This window comes from Streptococcus oralis subsp. dentisani (assembly GCF_007475365.1).
GTDB lineage: Bacteria > Bacillota > Bacilli > Lactobacillales > Streptococcaceae > Streptococcus > Streptococcus mitis_AX.
Genome location: NZ_CP034442.1, coordinates 1,857,003 through 1,879,284 on the forward strand (window position 1 = coordinate 1,857,003; position 22,282 = coordinate 1,879,284).

General features: G+C 41.4%; 18 protein-coding genes. 17 read left to right on the top strand and 1 reads right to left on the bottom strand.

Features of this window, described 5'->3' with window-relative positions; genetic code table 11:
• The first annotated feature begins 238 nt into the window (after positions 1–238).
• Together EJF26_RS09420 and scrK are read left to right on the top strand one after the other, a co-directional pair.
• Complete coding sequence (locus EJF26_RS09420; protein ID WP_001064519.1) at positions 239–2,125, top strand: sucrose-specific PTS transporter subunit IIBC; 1,887 nt, start codon at positions 239–241, stop codon at positions 2,123–2,125.
• A gap of 158 nt (positions 2,126–2,283) precedes the next feature.
• Positions 2,284–3,171, top strand: a complete 888-nt coding sequence (gene scrK, locus EJF26_RS09425; RefSeq protein ID WP_000164289.1) for a fructokinase ScrK — start codon at positions 2,284–2,286, stop codon at positions 3,169–3,171.
• Positions 3,172–3,454: 283 nt separating this feature from the next.
• On the opposite strand, the gene EJF26_RS09430 is transcribed toward scrK, so the two are convergent.
• Positions 3,455–4,072, bottom strand: coding sequence for a TVP38/TMEM64 family protein (locus EJF26_RS09430; RefSeq protein WP_000076174.1), 618 nt, complete (start codon positions 4,070–4,072; stop codon positions 3,455–3,457).
• 232 nt (positions 4,073–4,304) lie between these two features.
• Here EJF26_RS09430 and EJF26_RS09435 point away from each other — a divergent pair, with 232 nt between their 5' ends.
• The 15 genes from EJF26_RS09435 (at position 4,305) to EJF26_RS09505 (ending at position 22,267) form a co-directional block, all read left to right on the top strand.
• On the top strand, positions 4,305–7,367 hold the full coding sequence (locus EJF26_RS09435) for a type I restriction endonuclease (RefSeq protein ID WP_001129121.1): 3,063 nt from the start codon (positions 4,305–4,307) through the stop codon (positions 7,365–7,367).
• On the top strand, positions 7,367–8,971 hold the full coding sequence (locus EJF26_RS09440; RefSeq protein ID WP_001006418.1) for an HsdM family class I SAM-dependent methyltransferase: 1,605 nt from the start codon (positions 7,367–7,369) through the stop codon (positions 8,969–8,971). The genes EJF26_RS09435 and EJF26_RS09440 overlap by 1 nt, the downstream gene beginning before the upstream one ends.
• A complete protein-coding gene (locus tag EJF26_RS09445; RefSeq protein ID WP_000095074.1) occupies positions 8,964–10,172 on the top strand; it encodes a restriction endonuclease subunit S in 1,209 nt (402 codons plus the stop codon). The genes EJF26_RS09440 and EJF26_RS09445 overlap by 8 nt, the downstream gene beginning before the upstream one ends.
• 18 nt (positions 10,173–10,190) lie before the next feature.
• Positions 10,191–10,820 (top strand): KwaA family protein, encoded by a 630-nt coding sequence (locus tag EJF26_RS09450; protein WP_000481365.1) that lies wholly within the window; start codon positions 10,191–10,193, stop codon positions 10,818–10,820.
• Positions 10,813–11,817 (top strand): hypothetical protein, encoded by a 1,005-nt coding sequence (locus tag EJF26_RS09455; protein ID WP_000048910.1) that lies wholly within the window; start codon positions 10,813–10,815, stop codon positions 11,815–11,817. Before EJF26_RS09450 ends, EJF26_RS09455 begins: the two co-directional genes overlap by 8 nt.
• Positions 11,818–11,951: 134 nt before the next feature.
• Positions 11,952–12,290 (top strand): type II toxin-antitoxin system RelE/ParE family toxin, encoded by a 339-nt coding sequence (locus tag EJF26_RS09460; RefSeq protein ID WP_000767874.1) that lies wholly within the window; start codon positions 11,952–11,954, stop codon positions 12,288–12,290.
• Positions 12,283–13,368 (top strand): HigA family addiction module antitoxin, encoded by a 1,086-nt coding sequence (locus tag EJF26_RS09465; RefSeq protein WP_000066247.1) that lies wholly within the window; start codon positions 12,283–12,285, stop codon positions 13,366–13,368. The genes EJF26_RS09460 and EJF26_RS09465 overlap by 8 nt, the downstream gene beginning before the upstream one ends.
• Before the next feature lie 152 nt (positions 13,369–13,520).
• Positions 13,521–13,925, top strand: a complete 405-nt coding sequence (locus tag EJF26_RS09470) for a YbgA family protein (protein ID WP_000438485.1) — start codon at positions 13,521–13,523, stop codon at positions 13,923–13,925.
• Positions 13,909–14,271, top strand: a complete 363-nt coding sequence (locus EJF26_RS09475) for a TIGR02328 family protein (protein WP_001241793.1) — start codon at positions 13,909–13,911, stop codon at positions 14,269–14,271. The genes EJF26_RS09470 and EJF26_RS09475 overlap by 17 nt, the downstream gene beginning before the upstream one ends.
• 244 nt (positions 14,272–14,515) lie before the next feature.
• Positions 14,516–16,765, top strand: a complete 2,250-nt coding sequence (gene metE, locus EJF26_RS09480; RefSeq protein WP_000108250.1) for a 5-methyltetrahydropteroyltriglutamate--homocysteine S-methyltransferase — start codon at positions 14,516–14,518, stop codon at positions 16,763–16,765.
• A gap of 93 nt (positions 16,766–16,858) precedes the next feature.
• Entirely contained in the window at positions 16,859–17,725 is an 867-nt protein-coding gene (metF, locus tag EJF26_RS09485) for a methylenetetrahydrofolate reductase [NAD(P)H] (RefSeq protein ID WP_004246141.1), read from the top strand.
• A gap of 366 nt (positions 17,726–18,091) precedes the next feature.
• On the top strand, positions 18,092–20,305 hold the full coding sequence (pnp, locus tag EJF26_RS09490) for a polyribonucleotide nucleotidyltransferase (protein ID WP_000166433.1): 2,214 nt from the start codon (positions 18,092–18,094) through the stop codon (positions 20,303–20,305).
• Positions 20,306–20,320: 15 nt separating this feature from the next.
• A complete protein-coding gene (gene cysE, locus EJF26_RS09495) occupies positions 20,321–20,938 on the top strand; it encodes a serine O-acetyltransferase (RefSeq protein ID WP_000539957.1) in 618 nt (205 codons plus the stop codon).
• A gap of 34 nt (positions 20,939–20,972) precedes the next feature.
• Positions 20,973–21,737, top strand: coding sequence for a nucleoside phosphorylase (locus tag EJF26_RS09500; protein ID WP_000923417.1), 765 nt, complete (start codon positions 20,973–20,975; stop codon positions 21,735–21,737).
• Between the two features lie 8 nt (positions 21,738–21,745).
• Complete coding sequence (locus EJF26_RS09505) at positions 21,746–22,267, top strand: dihydrofolate reductase family protein (RefSeq protein ID WP_000301977.1); 522 nt, start codon at positions 21,746–21,748, stop codon at positions 22,265–22,267.
• Positions 22,268–22,282 lie beyond the last annotated feature (15 nt).

Below are 22,282 nucleotides of genomic sequence, written 5' to 3' on the forward strand. Positions count from 1 at the left end.
CGAAAAAATGAAAGAAAATGTAAATAAAAAGCTTTGAATCCTCTAATATAAAGATATTTTTTTGAGGAAAAAGAAAATATCCCTCAAAAACGCGCAGAAATAATCAGAGAAAAAAGAAAGGGAATAAAATTTTCTGCAAAACGCTTGACATATTTTAGAAACATGATAAAATAATAGTCGTAGGGCGAATAAAATCGCTTTCAAACAAGAACAAAATTTTATAAGGAGATTTTTGCAAATGAACAATCAGGATATTGCAAAAAAGGTCATCGAAGCCCTTGGTGGACGTGAAAATGTCAACAGTGTTGCCCACTGTGCGACCCGTCTACGTGTCATGGTCAAAGATGAAGGGAAAATCAATAAGGAAGTGATTGAGAACTTGGATAAAGTTCAAGGAGCTTTCTTTAACTCAGGTCAATACCAAATTATCTTTGGGACTGGTACAGTAAACAAGATGTACGACGAAGTGGTTGCACTTGGTTTGCCAACATCTTCTAAAGAAGACATGAAAGCAGAAGCTGCTAAACAAGGAAACTGGTTCCAACGTGCTATCCGTACTTTCGGTGACGTTTTCGTGCCAATCATCCCAGTTATCGTAGCAACTGGTCTCTTCATGGGTGTTCGTGGTCTCTTGAATGCTCTTGGAATGACACTTCCAGAAGATGTTACCATTTACAGCCAAATCCTCACAGATACAGCCTTCATCATCTTGCCAGGTTTGGTTGTATGGTCAACCTTCCGCGTATTTGGTGGAAATCCAGCTGTTGGTATCGTCCTTGGTATGATGCTGGTTTCTGGTTCACTTCCAAACGCTTGGGCAGTAGCATCAGGTGGTGAAGTAACAGCTATGAACTTCTTTGGCTTCATTCCTGTTGTTGGTTTGCAAGGTTCCGTTCTTCCAGCCTTCATTATCGGGGTGGTCGGAGCCAAGTTTGAAAAAGCTCTCCGCAAAGTGGTTCCAGATGTATTGGATCTCTTGGTGACACCGTTCGTGACACTTTTGGTTATGTCTATTCTTGGACTCTTTGTCATCGGACCAGTCTTCCACGTTGTTGAAAACTACATCCTCTTCGGAACAAAAGCAATTCTTGGCTTGCCATTTGGTCTTGGTGGTTTGGTCATCGGTGGGGTTCACCAATTGATCGTCGTATCAGGTGTACACCACATCTTCAACTTGCTTGAAGTGCAATTGCTTGCTGCTGACCATGTGAACCCATTTAACGCCATCATCACTGCAGCGATGACAGCTCAAGGGGCTGCAACTGTTGCCGTTGGTGTTAAAACTAAAAATCCTAAACTGAAAACACTTGCTTTCCCAGCTGCTCTTTCTGCCTTCCTCGGTATTACAGAGCCTGCTATCTTCGGGGTGAACTTGCGCTTCCGTAAACCGTTCTTCCTTTCATTGATCGCTGGTGCTATCGGTGGTGGATTGGCTTCAATCCTTGGACTTGCTGGTACTGGTAATGGTATCACCATCATCCCTGGTACAATGCTTTACGTTGGTAACGGTCAATTGCTTCAATACCTTCTTATGGTAGCTGTATCATTCGTTCTTGGTTTTGTTCTTACTTACATGTTTGGTTACGAGGACGAAGAAGAAGTTGCTACTGAAGTTGCGACAGAGCGCTTGGTACAAGAAGAAACAACTGGTAACATCCCAGTAGCTCCTCAAAACGAAACAATCCAAACTCCGATCGTTGGGGACGTGGTTGCTCTTGAGAATGTTAACGACCCAGTCTTTTCAAGTGGTGCAATGGGACAAGGAATCGCTGTAAAACCAAGCCAAAGTGTGGTTTACGCACCAGCTGATGCAGAAGTATCGATCGCCTTTGCTACAGGACATGCTTACGGTTTGAAGACAGCGAATGGAGCTGAAATCTTGATCCACGTTGGTATCGATACGGTGACTATGAACGGTGAAGGCTTTGAACAAAAGGTTGCTCAAGGCGACAAGGTCAAAGCTGGTGACGTTCTTGGAACCTTTGACTCAAACAAAATCGCTGCCGCAGGTCTTGACGACACAACAATGGTTATCGTAACCAACACAGCAGACTACGCTTCTGTGACACCAGTCGCAAGCGGTTCAGTTGTCAAGGGTGATGCTATCATTGAAGTGAAAGCCTAGTCCTTTTCGAAAATCAAATCTAAAAACAAAACGAACAAATATCATGTTTGTTCGTTTTTACTTGGATGGTAAGATTTACAGAGGAAAATCTAAAATATTGAGAAATCTAGCCCTTTAAAATGTGCTATAATAGAGAAAACAAAGATAAGAGGTTTATCATGACAAAATTATATGGAAGCTTAGAAGCAGGCGGTACAAAGTTCGTCTGTGCTGTCGGAGATGAAAATTTTAACGTTGTAGAAAAGACACAATTTCCTACAACAACTCCTATCGAGACCATCGATAAAACCATCGAGTTCTTTTCAAAATTCGATAATCTTGCAGGTCTTGCCATCGGTTCCTTCGGTCCCATCGATATCGATAAAAACTCAAAAACCTATGGCTTTATCACAACGACTCCAAAACCTCACTGGGCAAATGTAGACCTACTTGGTGCCCTTCGTCGTGCCCTCAACGTACCCATGTATTTCACAACAGACGTAAACAGCTCTGCCTATGGTGAAGTGGTTGCTCGTAACAATGCTGGCGGTCGTATCGAAAACTTGGTCTACTACACGATCGGTACAGGGATTGGTGCAGGTGTCATCCAACGTGGTGAGTTTATCGGTGGTGTGGGTCACCCTGAGATGGGGCACTACTATGTGGCTAAACACCCAATGGATGTGGAAAAAGAATTTAACGGTGTTTGTCCATTCCACAAAGGCTGTTTGGAAGGATTTGCGGCTGGTCCAAGTCTCGAAGCCCGTACAGGTGTTCGTGGTGAAAACATCGAACTCAACAGTTCTGTCTGGGACGTTCAAGCCTACTATATCGCTCAAGCTGCAGTCAATGCTACTGTAACTTTCCGTCCAGATGTGATCGTCTTTGGTGGTGGGGTTATGGCCCAACAACACATGCTGGATCGTGTGCGTGAGAAATTCACAGCTCTCCTCAACGGCTACCTACCAGTACCAGACGTGCGTGACTACATCGTGACACCTGCAGTTGCTGGAAATGGTTCTGCCACACTTGGGAACTTTGTCCTTGCTAAGAGTGTCGCAAAATAAAACAAACAAAACATCCGCTTGGGAAACCAAACGGATGTTTTGCTTAAAGACAATGTTTTTTGAGCCTTTCCTTAAGTGATTACGGACGGTAGCGACTTTCTTCGAAATTCCATACCTAAACTTTGAGCCTGATGTCTCAAAGTTTCCGAACGCCTGAAATCTAATGGTTTCAGGTGTTTTTATCACGGCGGAAAGGCTAGGTAAGTCCTCTATTCACTATCGAAAAATAGGCATGATTTCCATACCAAAGTATATTTAGTATCAAGCTAGAGTCTATTTATGCTCAAAACATCTGCCAGAAGAAATCAATGATATAGGTCAAACCATAAGTATAAACCACTAGGGTAAAGGGCTTGGTCAGAATGATGATAATCATATAGCGTTTGAAGGTCATCTTGGTGAGGGCAGCCAGCATACAGAGAAAGTCAGCTGGGCTAACTGGCCAGATCATCATAAAGATAAAGAAACGATCGAAACGATTGCCCTTATCTAGCCAGCCGATGTATTTGTCATAGGTGCGCTTGCTGACGACGGACTGGACAAAGGCAGCTCCATAGAGACGCACCAGGTAAAAGATAATAGCACAGCCAATCACGATACCGATATAGTTATAGATGGTTCCGATGATGTGGCCGTAAATAAAGACCCCAGCCACTGAGGTCAAAGCTCCCGGAATGATCGGAACAACGGTTTGTAGAATCTGTAAAAAGATAAAGAGTGGTGGCCCCCAAACCCCAGCTTGCTGGATAAAGGCCGATAGGGTTTCCTTGGACTGTAAAACGCCGGCCTGATAGGCCCAAATACAGAAAATCAAGGTGCCGACTCCCCCGACGATAGATGAAATATTGATGACTTGCTGCAGAAGGGGAGAAACAGCTTTCATTTGCTTATCCTGTGACATGTAAACTCCTCATAGATAGTATGATACTACTATACCATATTTTGGGAAGAAAAACTATTTAGATTATTGGGGTGAAGTTTGGTGAGCATAAGGTTTTTTGAAGGGAATATGATATAATAATGAGGATAGTGAACCTGTAAGAAAAGGGTAAATAGGGACATAGCACAGTTGGAACAGCTAAAGTAAAATTGATAACAAAATAGCCTGTTCTAACAACAAAGGAAGGTTTTTTATGGCAAAAAGAAAAGATTTTTCTGAATTAACGAGAGTTCAGATCCCAGCGGCCTTGCATCTCATGCGCCTGGGTTATACTTATCTGCCTCGAAACAGCAAAGAAATGATAGAAAGAGACCCAGATACCAATATCCTTGTATCTGTTTTTAAGGAGCAATTTTTTAAATTTAACAACTACTTGACAGAGGATGATTTTGAGAGAGAACTGGCTAATATCAAGTTGGAACTAGACCAAAATGATCTGGGACGTTCTTTCTTTAAACGATTACAAGGTCAGGAAAATACCGTATATATTGATTGGGAACACCCAGAAGCAAACACCTTCCATCTGGCACTGGAAGTAACCTGTCAAAATGGTCAGGATGAGTTCCGTCCAGATATTGTCATCTTTATCAATGGTCTGCCACTTTCTTATATTGAAGTTAAACAGCCCAATGCTATCCGCGATGGGAAGACAGGGATTCAGTCCGAGCAAGACAGAACCAGGTACCGATTTGAAAACCGTAAATTCCGTCGTTTTAACAACATTACCCAGCTCATTGCCCTTTCTGATAACTTGCCGTATATTAGTGGACAAGGTCAACAAAAACAGGGTTCTTATTACGGTTCGAACGCCTATTCAAAAACCAAGTTTAATTCTTTCAAGGAAGAAAGAGAAGAAGATTTCCTTCATTCCCTTGCCATGCTATCCGAGGAACAAATCGACTTTGTCCTAGAAGATATGAAGCGCTTTGCCCTCAAGTCTCAGCCAGAGTTTACAACAAACCTAAACCCTGATACACCTTGCAATGCCTTTCTGTCTTCTTTGTACCAGAAGGAACGTCTGCTCTTTATGCTTCGTTTTGGTCTGGTCTATGTCGAAGAAGAAAGCAAGGACGGGCAGATGCAATTGCAAAAGCACGTCATGCGCTATCCTCAGTATTTTGCAACACGTGCTATCGAAGAAACAATTGCAAAAGGTGTCAAAAAAGGGATTATCTGGCATACACAAGGTTCGGGTAAGACTGCCTTGGCGTATTTCAATATCCGCTATTTAACTCATTATTTTTCAAAACAAGGGATTGTTCCGCAGTTTTACTTTGTTGTGGACCGTTTAGACCTAGCTGACCAGGCCTTTAAGGAATTCACCAAACGAGGACTCAAGGTTAAGCGCATCAATAACCCACAAGAACTGAATCAAAAACAAGACGGCTATGACGTAGCTGTGGTTAATATCCAGAAGTTTAAGGATGATTCAGACCTGACTGACCGCTCGGGCTATGACCTCAATCGTCAAAATATCTACTTTATCGATGAAGCCCACCGTTCATACAATGAACGAGGTTCCTATTTGCCGAATCTCTATCAGGCAGATACCAATGCTATCAAGATTGCTTTGACAGGAACGCCCCTCATCACCTATAAGAAAGATGGCAAGACTAAGGAAAGTCATGCGACGACTCGTGATATTTTTGGAGACTACATCCATAAATACTACTACAACCAGTCCATTGATGATGGTTTTACCCTACGCCTGATGCGAGAGGATATCGAAACTTCCTATAAAGATAATCTCAGATCTATCAATGAAGAAATCCAACGAGGCGACCTGTCCAAGGAAGATATCTTTGCTCATCCTCATTATGTAGAGCCCATGCTTGATTTTATCATTGAAGATTTTAATCGAGCGCGTGATTTGGTCTTTGATGACCAGAGCATCGGGGGCATGATTGTCTGTGACTCGTCCAAGCAGGCTCGTGAGCTTGAAAAACAATTAGAAGAAAGACGCCAAGCAGGCTTAACCAAGTTGACCTCCGCTCTTATCCTCCATGATGAGGGAGATAAGGAAGAGAAGAAGGACAAGGTAGATGCCTATAAGGAAGGTAAGATTGACCTGATCATCGTATACTCCATGCTCCTGACAGGTTTTGATGCCCCTCGTCTCAAGCGCCTCTATCTAGGGCGCAAGATCAAGGCCCACAATCTCCTTCAGACCTTGACTCGTGTCAATCGTCCTTACAAGGACTATATCTTTGGTTATGTTATTGACTTTGCAGATATCTCAAAGGAGTTCGACAAGACCAACCGCGCCTATCTAGAGGAGTTAAATCAAGAATACGACATTACTCTAACTGGAGAAAATGGGGAAGATGTCTTTGGTTCTCTATTTGTGCCAGCGGATGAGATTGCCCAAGAGTTAAGCAAGACCGAAAAGATTCTCATCGATTATCCGACGAGAAATCTGGAATACTTTTCTCAAGTTATCAATGATATTAAGGATAGAAAGGAGTTAAATGACCTTCGTAAAGCCCTAGAGTCTATCAAGCAGTACTACAATGTCGCTCGTTTACTAGGCTATGAACATCTGCTCCAACAGATTGATATCGTTCAGATAGCAACTCTGCTCAATATCCTCTCCAGACGCTTGCTGACCTTGTCACTGATAGATAAGCCAGATGAGTTTTCAAGCCGAACCCTTCTAAACTTGGCTATGTCTGAGACCAGCTTCAGCTTTGTCAAGATTGCAGAAGAAGAACTTCGTCTAGCAGCCAATGACCTAGAAGATTTGAAACGTCGAGTGGCAAGTGGAATTAAAAAACAACGTGATGAAAAGGATCCTGAGTGGGTCTCTCTCTACGAAGAATTTCAACGCATCATGAAGAAACACCTCATCCATGGCCAAGAAGGCTTTACCATGGAGAATATCAAAGAAACCCAAAAAGACTATGAAGAACTCTTTAAGTCCGTGGAGGAATATCATACTCGTATGAGACGCTTAGCTATGAACTTTAACGGAGATGATATGGCGGCTCGTTCCTACAAGCATGTGACCAACTCAACAACGGTAAGCGAGTTTCCTGCTATTTATCATGTCATCAAGGGTTCTAAAGTCAGACTAGACCGTAAAATCGGTCAAAATCAAGGAGTACTCGATAACGAGGACTTTCTCAAGAAAATGATTCGAGAAGAAGCTCGGATTGAAATGAAAACTAACGAATCTGCAAGTAGTTTGACAAGAGAGGATTTTAATTATATCGTCGAGTCACTATTTGAAGGATATGAAGAGGAATACCAACACTAATGAATGAAACATACAAAGTCCAAGTCCAAGGCTTGGTAGATGATTTGAAAGCTGTATTTACCCACGCGGGACTAGGAGGAGAAGCGGGTGAGTATAAACTCCTCACCCAGTCCTTCCTCTACAAATTTTTAAACGATAAGTTTTTGTATCAAGCCAAGGTCCTAGATGAGTCCAACACCTATGAAAATTTGTTGGCTATGAGTGAGGAAGACTACGACTGGCTCTTGGAGGATATCGGTACCAGCACCGCTTGGCTCAAGCCAGACCAGTTGATCGAAACCCTCCACCGTCAGCAAAATGAGCCGACTTTTTACGAAACTTTTGAAAATACCCTCAACCAGATAGCCATTGACAATAACGATATCTTCTCCGTTCACACAGACGGGGATACGGCCATTCGTCTCTTTGATGAGCGTTTGATTACAGATACTATATCAGATTGTAGTAAACGTAACGAAGTGGCAAAATCTATCATCAATCTCCTAGCCCGTGTCAAGTTTGACGAGGATATTTTTTCACAAGGCTTTGATTTTTTCTCTACTCTTTTTGAGTACATGATCAAGGACTACAACAAAGACGGTGGTGGCAAGTATGCCGAGTACTACACACCTCACTCAGTCGCTAAGATTATCGCGGATATCCTGGTGGGACATGACCAGCCGTCAAATGTGCGCATCTATGATCCGTCAGCTGGTTCGGGCACCTTGCTGATGAACCTGGCTAGTCGTATCGGCGTGGACAAGACTACTGTCTATAGTCAGGACATCTCGCAAAAGTCCTCCAATCTCCTCCGTCTCAATCTGATCTTGAATGGACTACAGCACTCCATTCATAATATCGTACAGGGAAATACCATTATAGCTAATCGCCATCCTGAAAAGATGGACTATATCGTGTCCAACCCTCCTTTCAAGTTGGACTTTTCAGAGTGGCGTGACCAAGTCGAGACCTTGCCGGAAGCTAGTGAGCGTTTCTTTGCAGGTGTGCCAAAGGTTCCTGCCAAGTCCAAGGACAAGATGGCGATTTATGAGCTCTTTGTTCAGCATATCATCTACTCCCTGAAACCAGACGGTCAAGCAGCCGTTGTCTTGCCGACAGGATTTATCACAGCCCAGTCAGGGATTGACAAGACTATCCGTCAACACTTGGTGGACAATCAAATGCTGGCAGGTGTCGTTTCTATGCCGTCCAATATCTTTGCGACGACAGGAACCAACGTTTCCATCCTCTTTATCGATAAGAAAAACAAGGGTGATGTCGTCCTCATCGATGCCTCAAACCTCGGAACCAAAGTCAAGGAAGGCAAGAACCAAAAGACTGTCCTCTCTCCTGAGGAAGAGCAGAAGATCGTCGAGACCTTTATCAAGAAAGAAGTCGTCGAAGACTTTTCTGTCACGGTTTCTTATGAGGATATCAAGGAGAAAAACTACTCTCTCAGCGCAGGCCAATACTTTGACATCAAGATCGACTATGTAGATATCACAGCAGAAGAGTTTGAAGCCAAGATGACCGCCTTTCAAAACAAACTCTCAGACCTCTTCCAGCAATCACATGACTTGGAGCAGGAGATAGAGAAGCAGATGAAGGGATTGAAGTATGAGTAGTATAAGGTTAGGGGAGATTGGAAAAATCTCAATGTGTAAGAGAATATTAAAATCCCAGACAAATGAATTTTCAGGAATCCCTTTTTATAAAATCTCAACGTTTGGTGGTACTCCGACAGTCTATATTGATGAAAAGATTTATCGTGAATACAAAGAAAGATATTCATACCCTAAAAAAGGTGATATTTTAATTTCTGCTGCAGGAACAATTGGGAAAACAGTAATATTTGATGGAGAAGATTCTTATTTTCAGGATTCCAATATAGTATGGATAGAAAATGATGAATCAAAGGTAACAAATCAGTTTCTTTATTATTTTTTACAGACAAATCCTTTTATTACCACAAATGGAAGTACCATAAAAAGATTATATAACGATAATTTAAGAGATACTAAGATACCGAATGTTCCTTCAATCCAACAACAAAATCAAATAACAGATATTTTGGGTGCTTTAGACAAAAAAATCCAAACCAACAACCAAATCAACCAAGAGTTGGAAGCCATGGCCAAGACCCTCTATGACTACTGGTTTGTCCAGTTTGATTTCCCAGACCAGAATGGCAAACCCTATAAATCAAGTGGTGGCAAGATGGTCTATCACCCAGAACTCAAACGCGAAATCCCAGAGGGGTGGGGAGTGGAGAAGTTGGACTCATTACTTAAAATTGGTAAAGAAACAACAAATCCAATGAAATTTCCAAATGAAGAATTTAAGTACTATAGTATACCAGAATTTGATACTACAGGTACATATTCATTAGAACTTGGAGAAAGTATTAAAAGTAATAAATTTAAAGTCGAAAAAAATGATTTGTTAGTTTCAAAACTTAATCCATGGTTTAACAGAGTTATTTATAATCTAGAAGAAAATGCAATTTCATCAACTGAGTTTATTGTATGGAAAACATTTAATCGATTTGAGAAAAACTTTTTGTATCAAGTTGCAACGGGCAAAGAATTTATTGAGTATTGTACACGATTTGCAACAGGTACTTCAAATAGTCATAAAAGAGTTTCGCCTGATATAATGATTGGATTCCAGAGTCCATTTGAGAAAACATATATACAAAAATTTGGGGAGATTATTGATAGCATTAGAACCCAAGTTTTACAGAACAATGAGCAAAACCAAGAACTCACCCAACTGCGCGATTGGCTCTTGCCAATGCTGATGAACGGGCAAGTGACGGTAGAATAGGGAAAGGATGTGGTTTAAATGTTTAATGATAATGTTAGTAAAAAGTTTAAATTAACATATTTTGTTTCATCGTTTTTATTAAGCTATTTATTTCTTATTATAATTATGTATGCTCAATATGTAGAGACAAATGGAAAACTTTTTCCTGATTTTCAAATATTAGTAACCACAAAAAAGATAGCCTTCATTATTCTAATTATATTATCTTTGTGCTCACTAAGTTCATTATTCTATGTAAAGCGTAAGATTTCAGAAAGCAGGGGTTATTTGAGAATTAACTCAGAAGAAGGTCGGTTAGGCTACTCTTATAATAATGGAAGTAGGGAATTTATTTTAGGAGTTTTATTACCTGTGGTTACGACAATTTCAGTTCCAGAAGCTCCTATAACAGGGATTATTGGGGTGTTACTGATTCAAATAATTTTAGGTTATTTTTTCTGGAACTCAAATGAACTTTTTGTTAATGTTCCCCTAATGCTCTTTGGTTATTCGTTGGTTGTGGGACAGAAAGGCAATCAAGATTTACTACTATTTGTTCAAAAACAAGATTTAAAAAAATTATTAGGTAAAAATATAAATTTTGTTTATTTAGGAACAGTTACAGATAGTAATCTTGGTATTGTTGGTGAGGAAATTGGAGATGAGTAAAGTGTTAAAGAGAGTTGTTTTAGCTCAAGTAAAAGAAGATGAAATTGTTGTGAAGTATTTAAATACTGCAGATAATGAATTAGAGAATATACAGAAGAATATAGAATTTCCAAATAATGATAAATTAAAAGAGATAAGTGATTTAGGAATTTTTGATAATCCAAAGAGCTTTTCAATTGAAAAATTGACTGCAGGAAGTCCTTATTATAAGCTGATTGATTTTTTTGATATTGATTACTCAGAGCCAGAAAGCAGATTGAAGAGTATTGATGATATTGAGTTTTCAAATTCTCAAAATGGATTCAAACCAAATCTTGTTTTATACTATTTTTTGAAGGATAAAGAAGAAATCATTTTAATTACGCCTTTAAATTTAAATAAATTATTGGTGAAAGATAAATTATTTTTAGGTTTTAAAAAACGAACTGGTGTTAATAATGGAATTGATATGATTACTCATGAAATTAAAGATAGCATAGAATTACCTATGTCAAGTTTTATTTGTATGATTTCTAAAGAAAATGATACTACTTTTTCAATAAATGTTTATGATACTTTTAAAGTTGATAAACAATTTCAACTCTATGCTCATATAAATGACTATGCTAAAAAAGTTTTAAATCGATTTAACAGCAGTGATCAAAATAAATTTTTGTTAACAACTGATAAAATTGAAGTTCAAATTGATAATATTGATTCAATAATGAATGTTGTTACTGATAATGAGGCTTTATCGAAATCACTATCATTTTATAGTGGTCATGGTAATAAAATGATTAATCAAATAACGGGTGAGAAATTATTGTTGGCTATAAATAGTTTGCAAGATCATGTTGAAGATGAAAATAACAAATATACTTTGGAAGACATTCCAAAATATGAAAATGATAAACTTACCGTCTCAGGAAACCAGATTAGAATATTTGTGGCTTTACTAAATAACCAAATTGTAGAAAAAATTCTCAATAACCAGATCGAACTTCCGTATTTTGATTGATTTTTAAATCGATATTAGCAGTGGTTTTCTATCAAATTAATCCCAGCCAAATCAACCTTTGGCTGGCTTTTATTTTTTATTTATGTTATAATTAAATTACCAAAAAGGTAATTTAATTTGACAGAAAGGGACTTATGAAGCTTATCTATACAAACAAAACTGTTAAAAAGCAGTGCACAGAGCTAAGGCAGGCGAAAAAGGATTTTTCGGATAAGGTTGCTGTAAAGTTGCATCAGCTGATTAACTTTTTGGAAGTGGCAGATTCTTTGGCTAGTGTGACAGCTTTTCCTAAGTACCACTTTCACCAACTCAAGGGAAAGAGACAGGGACAGTTTGCTTTGGATATAGATGGTCGGAAAAGTTCCTATCGGTTGATTGTCGGTTTTCGTGAGGAGGACCTAGAAAAGGTGTTTCCAAATCCTATTGAAATCGAAATCCTAAAAATAGAGGAGGTCAGCAATCACTATGAGTAATAAAATTGTTGAATACAAAGACCTGATTGCTTTTCATCCAGGTCAGTATGTTGAAGAGTTGATTGAAGATTATAACGTAACGCAGAAAGAATTTGCGGAGCGTTTGGGAGTTTCAGCAAAGACTGTCAGCAAGATCGTCAATGCTGAGGAGTCCATTAGTAAAGAAACGGCTCATAAGTTAGCCAAGCTAAGCGGAGTTTCCATGCAAACTTGGCTCAATCTTCAAAATGCTTATGATGTAAAAGTGGCTGAGATCGCAGAGGAAAGAGAGCTTGAAGAAGGTAGCGAGAAAGAAATCGGTGAGATGATTGATTTCAAGTATTTTAAGGAAAAAGGCTACGTTCCAGAAAAACGCTATAGTTTGAAGGAAAAGATTGTCGAGCTTCGCAAGATTTTAGGTGTGGCAAGTCTAGAAAACCTTACATCGTTTAACCATCTAGTCAGCTATCGGAATACGCGTGAGTTTACGACTAAAAGTATAATCAACTCCAATATCATGCTGGAGTTGGCATCTAAAAAAGCACGTGATACAACAACTATCAAGCTCAATCGCAGAAAGTTAGAGAAAAGCTTGCCTGCCTTGAGAGAGTTGACCAGACAGGACCCAGAAATCTTTCCACAGCGCTTGTACGATATCTTACTTGATTGTGGTGTTGTTTTAGTCGGTCTACCTGCTTTGCCAAATGCCAATCTGAATGGAGCAACTAAAAAATTCAGTAATGGCAGTGCCTTGCTTTTACTCACGGATCGAAACAAAGCATCAGATATTTTCTGGTTCTCACTTTTCCATGAGATAGGACATATTCTGGAGAATGATTTTTCATCTGATGATGGAAATAGCGAATCCTACCGACTTTCTGAGGAAGAGGCAGATCAGTTTGCAAAAGATCTTTTAATAAGACCAGAAGACTATCAGGCTTTTGTTGAAAAAGGAAACTTTGATAAGTCGGATATCATACGTTTTGCAGAGGAGATAGATATTCATCCTAGCGTCGTTTTAGGCAGACTACAAAATGAGGGTATTCTCAGTTTTGACCGTTTTCGTGAATTAAAAGAAAATTATTACTTTGTTTCTTGAATCTATGGAAATTTGTAGAAGATGAAAATGTTCCATACAGTTAGTAATGATAGCTTCTTTATTCGCTCATAATTCGCTTATTTTTTGAAATAAGACCAAGATACAATTTTGTTTCCATATTTCCTGGAAACTGATAGAAAGTAAAGAGAAACATGGAACAAACTAATCAAAAATCCCAGTGTCAACAACTCTGGGCTAGAAATAAATACCTTGTTTTGAGCCATTCCAGCAATATTTACAATGAGATTCGCCAATATCTCAAGAATGAAGTGGTGGAGGTAAGTCATGTTCAAGAACTAATCGACCGTGCCTGTCAAATCCCAGAACACAGGGGTCAGGTTTGCAATGCCTTTCAGCATATTTGGGGCTATTTCAAAAAGAAAGCGACAGATGTTGAGCGCAAGGACTATATGCTCTTGCTGGATCGCTACCGCTTTGGTCAAACTTCTAAGAAAGACTTGATCGCTAAGACTCGAGACTTGCTGGATCGCTATCCCAATACCTACTTGCAACATTCGACTTTACTGAAAGGAGACGCCCATGAGACTTTGGCATGAGGCTTTGATTTCACAACTTCCCCGTCCTCAACTTTTGGGGCAACATCGGGAGTGTTGCGCCCTGCGTGGCAATGGCTGGGGTAGAAAGCATGCGACAGTGGACTATGTCTTTACCCATTCGCCCTATCGTCTCTATGCCTACCATGACTTGATCATGAAGGAGATGGCTAACCGAGGCTATAAGGTCAGTCCAGAGTGGCTGGATAAAAACTACCGAGGTAAAATTTGTCCAGCTTATGAAGACTTGCCTGAGGAAAAGTTGGGGAATCCTATCTATAGCGAACATGATGCAAGATACTATGAGGAGTGTCTGGCAAATCTCCGAGAGAAGGGGATAGACCTATAGTCTTTTCTAATAGCAAGCCATAGTCACTTAGAAGAATTGTCAATAGCTCGTTTGAGCATTCCAACTAAAATACAGCCACAAAACAAGCAATACAAAGGATTTGAGACACCGGTCTCAAGTCTTTTTCTTTTGTTCAAAAAAGTGATATAGTTTCAAACTATATCAAAGCCTAATTATTTACAATTATACAGACAGTTTCTTTTCTGTTAAGATAGTTTCAACAACAAATTTTGGAGGACACATCATGTCAACTACGATCATCGGTTTCCCTCGTTTGGGCGAATTCCGCGAATTAAAATTTACAACTGAAAAATACTTTAGAAAAGAAATCTCAGAAGAAGAACTCCTTGCCGCAGCAAAAGAATTGCGCGCGAAACACTGGAACATTGTCAAAGAAAAAGGTATCACTGAAATCCCATCAAATGACTTTTCTCACTATGATAACTTCCTAGATGCAGCCTTCCTTTTCAACGTGGTGCCTGCTTCAGTTCAAAACTTGGACTTGACTGACCTTGAGCGCTACTTTGCCTTGGCGCGTGGTTACCAAGGAGAAAAAGGGGATGTGCGCGCCCTTCCGATGAAGAAGTGGTTTAACACCAACTACCACTACATCGTTCCTAAATTTGAAAAAGACACTCAAGTCAAACTTGCAGGTCACAAGATCTTTGACGAATTCCAAGAAGCAAAAGGACTTGGTCTCAACACTCGTCCAGTCCTTGTAGGACCATTCACTTTCCTTCAATTGTCAGACTTTGAAGAAGGTGTGAAAGCAGAAGACTTCGTAGATAGCTTTGTAGCTGCTTACCAAGAAGTTTTTGCTAAATTGGCTGAACTTGGTGCGACTCGCATCCAACTCGATGAAGCTGCTCTTGTAAAAGATTTGACAGCTGAAGAAAAAGCTCTCTTCTTGAACCTCTACAACAAACTTTTGGCTGATAAAAAAGGTCTTGAAGTATTGCTTCAAACTTACTTCGGTGACGTTCGTGATGTCTACGCTGACCTTGTAAACTTGCCAGTGGATGCTATCGGTCTTGACTTCGTTGAAGGTAAGAAAACTCTTGAACTTGTTAAAGGTGGTTTCCCAGCTGACAAGACTCTTTATGCAGGTATCGTCAATGGTAAAAACATCTGGCGTAATAACTACGAAAAGAGCTTGGCTGTTCTTGAGCAAATCCCAGCTGAAAACATTGTTTTGACAAGCTCATGTTCACTTCTTCATGTGCCATTTACAACTGCTAACGAAGAATTTGAACCAGCTATCTTGAACCACTTTGCCTTTGCGGTTGAAAAATTGGAAGAACTTCGTGACTTGGATGCTATCCGCAATGGTCAAGGTGCAGAAGCTCTTGCAGCTAACAAAGAACTCTTTGCGACTGAACGTGTTGGTGAAAATGCAGAACTTCGTGCGCGTATCGCTGGATTGACAGACGCTGACTACACTCGTTTGCCAGCCTTTGCTGAACGTGAAGCTATCCAAGAAGAAGCCTTCAAACTGCCAGCTCTTCCAACCACAACCATTGGTTCATTCCCTCAAACTAAAGAAGTTCGTGCTAAACGTTTGGCTTACCGTAAGGGTGAATTGACCCAAGAAGAATACGATGCCTTCCTTGCTGAAACAATCGACGAATGGATCAAATGGCAAGAAGAAGTTGGATTTGACGTGCTGGTACACGGTGAGTTCGAGCGTAATGACATGGTTGAGTACTTCGGTCAAAACTTGTCAGGTTACCTCTTCTCTAAGAATGGTTGGGTGCAATCTTACGGTATGCGTGGGGTGAAACCACCAATCATCTGGGGTGATGTGACTCGTCTCAACCCAATCACTGTCAAATGGTCTAGCTACGCACAAAGCCGTACTGACAAACCTGTTAAAGGGATGTTGACTGGACCTGTTACCATCCTGAACTGGTCATTCCCACGCGAAGACATCTCTATCAAGGACTCAACTCTTCAAATCGCTCTTGCCATCAAGGATGAAGTTCTTGACCTTGAAGCTGCTGGCGTAAAAATCATCCAAATCGACGAGGCTGCTCTTCGTGAGAAATTGCCACTTCGTCGTAGCGACTGGTACGAAGACTACCTTGACTGGGCAATTCCTGCCTTCCGCTTGGTACACTCTACAGTAGCGCCAGACACTCAAATCCACACTCACATGTGTTACTCAGAATTTACAGATATCATCCCAGCTATCGACAACATGGATGCGGACGTTATTTCCTTTGAAGCTAGCCGTTCAAACCTTGAAATCTTGGATGAACTCAAAGCGAAAAACTTCCAAACAGAAGTGGGACCTGGGGTTTACGATATCCACTCTCCTCGTGTGCCAAACGAAGGCGAAATCGACCATACAATCGAGGCTATCCTTGCCAAAGTTCCAAGCAAGAAAGTTTGGATCAACCCTGACTGTGGTTTGAAAACACGTGGTATTCCAGAAACAAAAGAAAGCTTGATCCGCCTTGTCGAAGCAGCAAAAGCTGCGCGTGAGAAATTATAAGATAAGATTTCTCTCGTGACACTGACTAATCAAGGAACTGCTTGGCCCTAGCTGCTCAGCAATCATGAAATCAAAAAGAAAAGGATAATGACTATGTCACGCCAAACGCCGTCACTTTCATTTGAAGTGTTCCCTCCAAACCCAGCTGTGGGTAATGATAAAATTATTTCAGCCTTGCAGGATATGCGGGAGCTGACACCACACTTTATCAGTGTGACTGCCAGCAATAATAAATTCAATATCAAGGAAACAACGGTTCGTTTGGCAGACTTTATCCAGAATGACTTGGCGATTCCAACCATTGCCCACTTGCCAGCCATCTATCTGGCAAAGGAAAAAGTTGCAGAGACACTTGCGGACTTGGACAAGGTTGGTGTGCGAAAAATCTTGGCTCTACGTGGGGACATCATTCCTGATGTGGAACCGCAAAAGGATTTCCGCTATGCAACGGACTTGATTGAGTTCATCAAGGAACAAGCCCCTCACTTTGATATTGTAGGAGCTTGCTATCCAGAGGGGCACCCTGACTCGCCAAACCAAATCTCAGATATTCAAAATCTCAAGAAAAAAGTGGATGCAGGTTGCTCAAGTCTCGTAACGCAACTTTTCTTTGATAATGAGCGTTTCTATGATTTCCAAGATAAGTGTACCTTGGCAGGGATTGATGTTCCTATTCATGCGGGAATCATGCCCATTCTGAACCGTAATCAAGCCCTTCGTCTCTTGAAAACGTGTGAGAATATCCACCTTCCACGTAAATTTAAGGCCATCTTAGACAAGTATGAGCATGACCCTGAGTCGCTCAGAGCAGCAGGACTTGCCTATGCAGTGGATCAGATCGTGGACTTGGTAACCCAGGATGTCGCAGGTGTGCATCTCTACACCATGAACAATTCTGAAACAGCAAAATACATCCACCAAGCAACCAATGCCTTGTTTAATCATCAGTCTTTAGGGTAATAAAAAGCAAACCATTCTTCTCAAGCGAGGGGGATGGTTCCTTTTTAATAGAAAAGCCCGCACTTTTTAAGAAAAATATGATAAAATAGACTCTGTACGTACTTGATACAAAGATGAGGGTATAAAAAGATTTTTAGCAATTTAAATCTAACAAAAATAGACAGATGCTAGAGAATATTATTCTTAGATGTTTCAAAGTATCTAGATAGTTGAACACGGGCTAAATCCCTAGTGAAAAAGATAGATTTCCCAGTGTGCATCGCACACTGCGTCAATCTCCTATTTTCATACGGGATTCTTTACGCCCTTTGTATCCTGATTTTTGTAGGCAAGGCGTATAATTTCATCAATCCAAAGGGGATTAAAATGACAAAACAAGTGTTTCAAACGACTTTTGCAGGTCGTGAGTTGGTTGTAGAGACTGGCCAGGTTGCTAAGCAAGCAAATGGCTCTGTTGTCGTGCGTTACGGTGAGTCAACTGTCTTGACTGCTGCTGTCATGTCTAAGAAAATGGCAACTGGGGATTTCTTCCCACTTCAAGTCAACTACGAAGAAAAAATGTATGCGGCTGGGAAGTTTCCTGGTGGCTTTATGAAGCGTGAAGGACGTCCTTCAACAGATGCGACTTTGACAGCGCGTTTGATTGACCGTCCAATCCGTCCTATGTTTGCGGAAGGTTTCCGTAACGAAGTCCAAGTTATCAACACCGTCCTTTCTTATGATGAAAATGCATCTGCACCGATGGCAGCTATGTTTGGTTCATCCTTGGCTCTTTCTATCTCAGATATTCCATTTGACGGCCCAATCGCTGGGGTACAAGTTGGCTATGTCGACGGTGAAATCATCATCAACCCAAGTCAAGAACAAGCAGAGCGTTCGCTTCTTGAATTGACAGTAGCTGGTACCAAACACGCTATCAACATGGTAGAGTCTGGTGCCAAAGAATTGTCAGAAGAAATCATGTTGGAAGCCCTTCTGAAAGGGCATGAAGCAGTCAAAGAATTGATTGCCTTCCAAGAAGAAATCGTTGCGGCAGTTGGTAAGGAAAAAGCGGAAGTGGAATTGCTTCATGTAGATGCTGAATTGCAGGCTGAAATCATCGCAACCTACAACAGCGACCTCCAAAAAGCGGTTCAAGTAGAAGAAAAATTGGCTCGTGAAGCTGCAACTCAAGCAGTCAAAGACCAAGTGACTGCTGTGTATGAAGAAAAATATGCAGACCACGAAGAATGTGACCGTATCATGCGTGATGTGGCTGAAATCTTGGAACAAATGGAACACGCTGAAGTGCGCCGTTTGATCACAGAAGACAAGGTTCGTCCTGACGGTCGTAAGGTTGATGAAATCCGTCCTTTGGATGCGGTTGTTGACTTCCTTCCTCGTGTGCACGGTTCCGGTCTCTTTACTCGTGGACAAACTCAAGCCCTTTCTGTCTTGACCTTGGCCCCAATGGGAGAAACGCAAATCATCGATGGTTTGGACCCAGAATACAAGAAACGCTTTATGCACCACTACAACTTCCCTCAATACTCTGTAGGGGAAACGGGTCGTTACGGTGCGCCTGGTCGTCGTGAAATTGGTCACGGTGCTCTCGGTGAGCGTGCCCTTGCTCAAGTCTTGCCAAGTTTGGAAGAATTCCCTTACGCTATCCGTCTGGTAGCAGAAGTCTTGGAATCAAATGGCTCTTCTTCTCAGGCTTCTATCTGTGCGGGAACGCTTGCACTTATGGCTGGTGGTGTGCCAATTAAGGCGCCAGTAGCAGGGATTGCCATGGGTCTCATCTCAGATGGAAACAACTACACAGTATTGACAGATATCCAAGGTTTGGAAGACCACTTTGGAGATATGGACTTCAAGGTTGCCGGTACTCGTGAAGGGATTACAGCCCTACAAATGGATATCAAGATCCAAGGGATTACTGCGGAAATCTTGACAGAAGCCCTTGCCCAAGCCAAGAAAGCCCGTTTTGAAATCCTTGATGTGATTGAAGAAACGATACCAGAAGTTCGTCCAGAATTGGCTCCAACTGCACCGAAAATTGATACCATCAAGATTGATGTGGACAAGATCAAGATTGTCATCGGTAAGGGTGGAGAAACCATTGACAAGATTATCGCTGAAACAGGCGTTAAGATTGATATTGACGAAGAAGGTAATGTGTCCATTTACTCTAGCGACCAGGATGCCATTAACCGAACCAAAGAAATCATCGCTGGTTTGGTTCGTGAAGCGAAAGTGGATGAAGTTTACCATGCTAAGGTTGTTCGTATCGAGAAATTTGGTGCCTTTGTCAACCTCTTTGATAAGACAGATGCACTTGTGCACATTTCTGAAATGGCTTGGACTCGTACGAACAATGTAGAAGATTTGGTAGCCATTGGTGATGAAGTAGATGTTAAGGTTATCAAGATTGATGAAAAAGGACGTGTTGATGCTTCTATGAAGGCTCTTCTTCCTCGTCCACCAAAACCAGAACACGATGAAAAAGGTGAAAAGTCTGAGCGACCTCACCGTCCACGTCATCACAAGGACCACAAACCTAAGAAAGAATTTACAGAAACACCAAAAGATTCAGAATAAGAAAAGGAGAAATGTATGGGATGGTGGCGCGAAACCATTGATATTGTAAAAGAAAATGATCCAGCGGCACGCAACAGTTTGGAAGTTTTGCTGACTTATCCAGGTGTCAAGGCCTTAGCTGCCCACCGTCTCTCGCATTTTCTCTGGAAGCACGGCTTCAAACTCCTGGCTCGGATGCATAGTCAGTTTTGGCGCTTTTGGACCCAGATTGAGATTCATCCAGGTGCCCAGATTGATTCAGGTGTCTTTATCGACCATGGTTCAGGTCTGGTGATTGGAGAGACGGCGATTGTTGAAAAAGGCGTTCTGCTCTATCATGGAGTGACTCTCGGTGGGACAGGGAAAGACTGTGGCAAACGCCATCCGACTGTCCGAAAAGGGGCGCTCATATCAGCCCATGCCCAAGTCATCGGACCGGTAGAAATCGGTGAAAATGCCAAAGTTGGTGCAGCAGCAGTTGTTGTGGCAGACGTACCTAGTGATGTGACGGTGGTCGGAATTCCGGCTAAGATTGTCCGAGTTCATGGACAGAAGGATGAGCCAACGATCCACGAAGTCGAAGAAAAACGAGAATACTACGTCAATAAACTCGAGCATGCTAGAGAAGCCAGCCACAGATCGTCGGGATTGTAGAGGGTAGTAATGCCTTGGGTAGGAGGTTAGGCAAATGCTATTAGAAGAATTCGAAAATGTACCTGCGGTTATCGAACCAACTGATAGAAGTATTCGTGGTGGTGGGGAAATCTGTGACACGATTATTTTATCTTTTAATGGAGAAATCGTTGAACGAGTAAAGCAGTTTGAAGATGTTTACGAAGGCGGCTATCTAACCAATCTAAATGGTAGATTTCCATGGTATATCTATGAGAAAGATGGGAGTAAGGTAGCAGTTGCTATAGCTACGATTGGAGCCGCGATGGTTGTTGGACTCTTAGAAGAACTCAAAGCAAGAGGATTTAAGAACTTTATTATTTTGGGTTCTTGCGGAGTTCTAGATCAGTCTATTCAGGCAGATAAGATTATCCTACCAAGTTCAGCTCTACGTGATGAAGGTACAAGTTACCATTACGCTCCTGCAAGTGATGAGATAGCTTATGACGAAACTTTGCTCTTAACCATGGAAGAAGCTTTGAACAAATCTTGCATTGAGCATATCCGCACCAAGTCTTGGACGACTGATGCCTTTTATCGAGAAACGCCTGATAAGGTCAAGCGTCGCTTGGCTGCTGGAGCCAAAGTGGTGGACATGGAAGCTTCGGCTATCATGGCTTGGAGTCAATTTCGCAAGAGTAAAGTCTATCAGTTCTTCTACACAGCTGACTATGTGGATCATCATAACCGAACCTGGGATGCCCGCCATGAAGAGCGGACAGCTGATGCCATGACTTTTTTCACTATCGCTTTGACAATAGCAAAGGAACTAGAAAGGTAACTACAAGAATGGCAGTATATTTTTACGGCTGTATCACCATGGATGGCTACTTGGCAGACAGCCAGCACAGGATAGACTGGCTGCATCAGCTTGGTTCTGTAGAGGATACAGGCTATGATGACTTTTACAGGCAAATGGATATCACCATCATGGGCAAGCGGACCTTTGAGGAAATCCAAGATTTGCAAGATGTAGAAAGTTTTTATCAAGCTACGGAAAACTATGTCTTTACGCATGATAGGCACCTGCCTGTCAGCAATTATCAGCCAGTAGCTGGGGATGTGGTGGACTTTGTTCACCAGATTGACAAAGGCAAAAATGTCTTTGTGGTTGGTGGTAATTCCTTGGTAGGACCGCTCTTGAATGCGGATCTTTTCGACCACCTCATTATTCAGATAGCGCCCCTTATCCTAGGAAAGGGGGTTTCCCTCTTTACCCAAGAGGAAGGGCAGCGCTTTTACCAACTGGATAGCCTCAGACAATTTGGCCCTTTTGCAGAGCTGGTTTTCAGCCGAAAAAGTCAGAAATAGAGAAGGGAGTGGACC

Bases quoted from the DNA above. Each gene is read 5' to 3' on its own strand.
- EJF26_RS09460 (WP_000767874.1), top strand. From the start codon at position 11,952: ATGAAGCTTATCTATACAAACAAAACTGTTAAAAAGCAGTGCACAGAG.
- EJF26_RS09470 (WP_000438485.1), top strand. From the start codon at position 13,521: ATGGAACAAACTAATCAAAAATCCCAGTGTCAACAACTCTGGGCTAGA.
- EJF26_RS09445 (WP_000095074.1), top strand. From the start codon at position 8,964: ATGAGTAGTATAAGGTTAGGGGAGATTGGAAAAATCTCAATGTGTAAG.
- metE (WP_000108250.1), top strand. From the start codon at position 14,516: ATGTCAACTACGATCATCGGTTTCCCTCGTTTGGGCGAATTCCGCGAA.
- EJF26_RS09450 (WP_000481365.1), top strand. From the start codon at position 10,191: ATGTTTAATGATAATGTTAGTAAAAAGTTTAAATTAACATATTTTGTT.
- EJF26_RS09465 (WP_000066247.1), top strand. From the start codon at position 12,283: ATGAGTAATAAAATTGTTGAATACAAAGACCTGATTGCTTTTCATCCA.
- cysE (WP_000539957.1), top strand. From the start codon at position 20,321: ATGGGATGGTGGCGCGAAACCATTGATATTGTAAAAGAAAATGATCCA.
- EJF26_RS09455 (WP_000048910.1), top strand. From the start codon at position 10,813: ATGAGTAAAGTGTTAAAGAGAGTTGTTTTAGCTCAAGTAAAAGAAGAT.
- EJF26_RS09500 (WP_000923417.1), top strand. From the start codon at position 20,973: ATGCTATTAGAAGAATTCGAAAATGTACCTGCGGTTATCGAACCAACT.
- metF (WP_004246141.1), top strand. From the start codon at position 16,859: ATGTCACGCCAAACGCCGTCACTTTCATTTGAAGTGTTCCCTCCAAAC.
- pnp (WP_000166433.1), top strand. From the start codon at position 18,092: ATGACAAAACAAGTGTTTCAAACGACTTTTGCAGGTCGTGAGTTGGTT.
- EJF26_RS09430 (WP_000076174.1), bottom strand. From the start codon at position 4,072: ATGTCACAGGATAAGCAAATGAAAGCTGTTTCTCCCCTTCTGCAGCAA.
- scrK (WP_000164289.1), top strand. From the start codon at position 2,284: ATGACAAAATTATATGGAAGCTTAGAAGCAGGCGGTACAAAGTTCGTC.
- EJF26_RS09475 (WP_001241793.1), top strand. From the start codon at position 13,909: ATGAGACTTTGGCATGAGGCTTTGATTTCACAACTTCCCCGTCCTCAA.
- EJF26_RS09420 (WP_001064519.1), top strand. From the start codon at position 239: ATGAACAATCAGGATATTGCAAAAAAGGTCATCGAAGCCCTTGGTGGA.
- EJF26_RS09440 (WP_001006418.1), top strand. From the start codon at position 7,367: ATGAATGAAACATACAAAGTCCAAGTCCAAGGCTTGGTAGATGATTTG.
- EJF26_RS09435 (WP_001129121.1), top strand. From the start codon at position 4,305: ATGGCAAAAAGAAAAGATTTTTCTGAATTAACGAGAGTTCAGATCCCA.
- EJF26_RS09505 (WP_000301977.1), top strand. From the start codon at position 21,746: ATGGCAGTATATTTTTACGGCTGTATCACCATGGATGGCTACTTGGCA.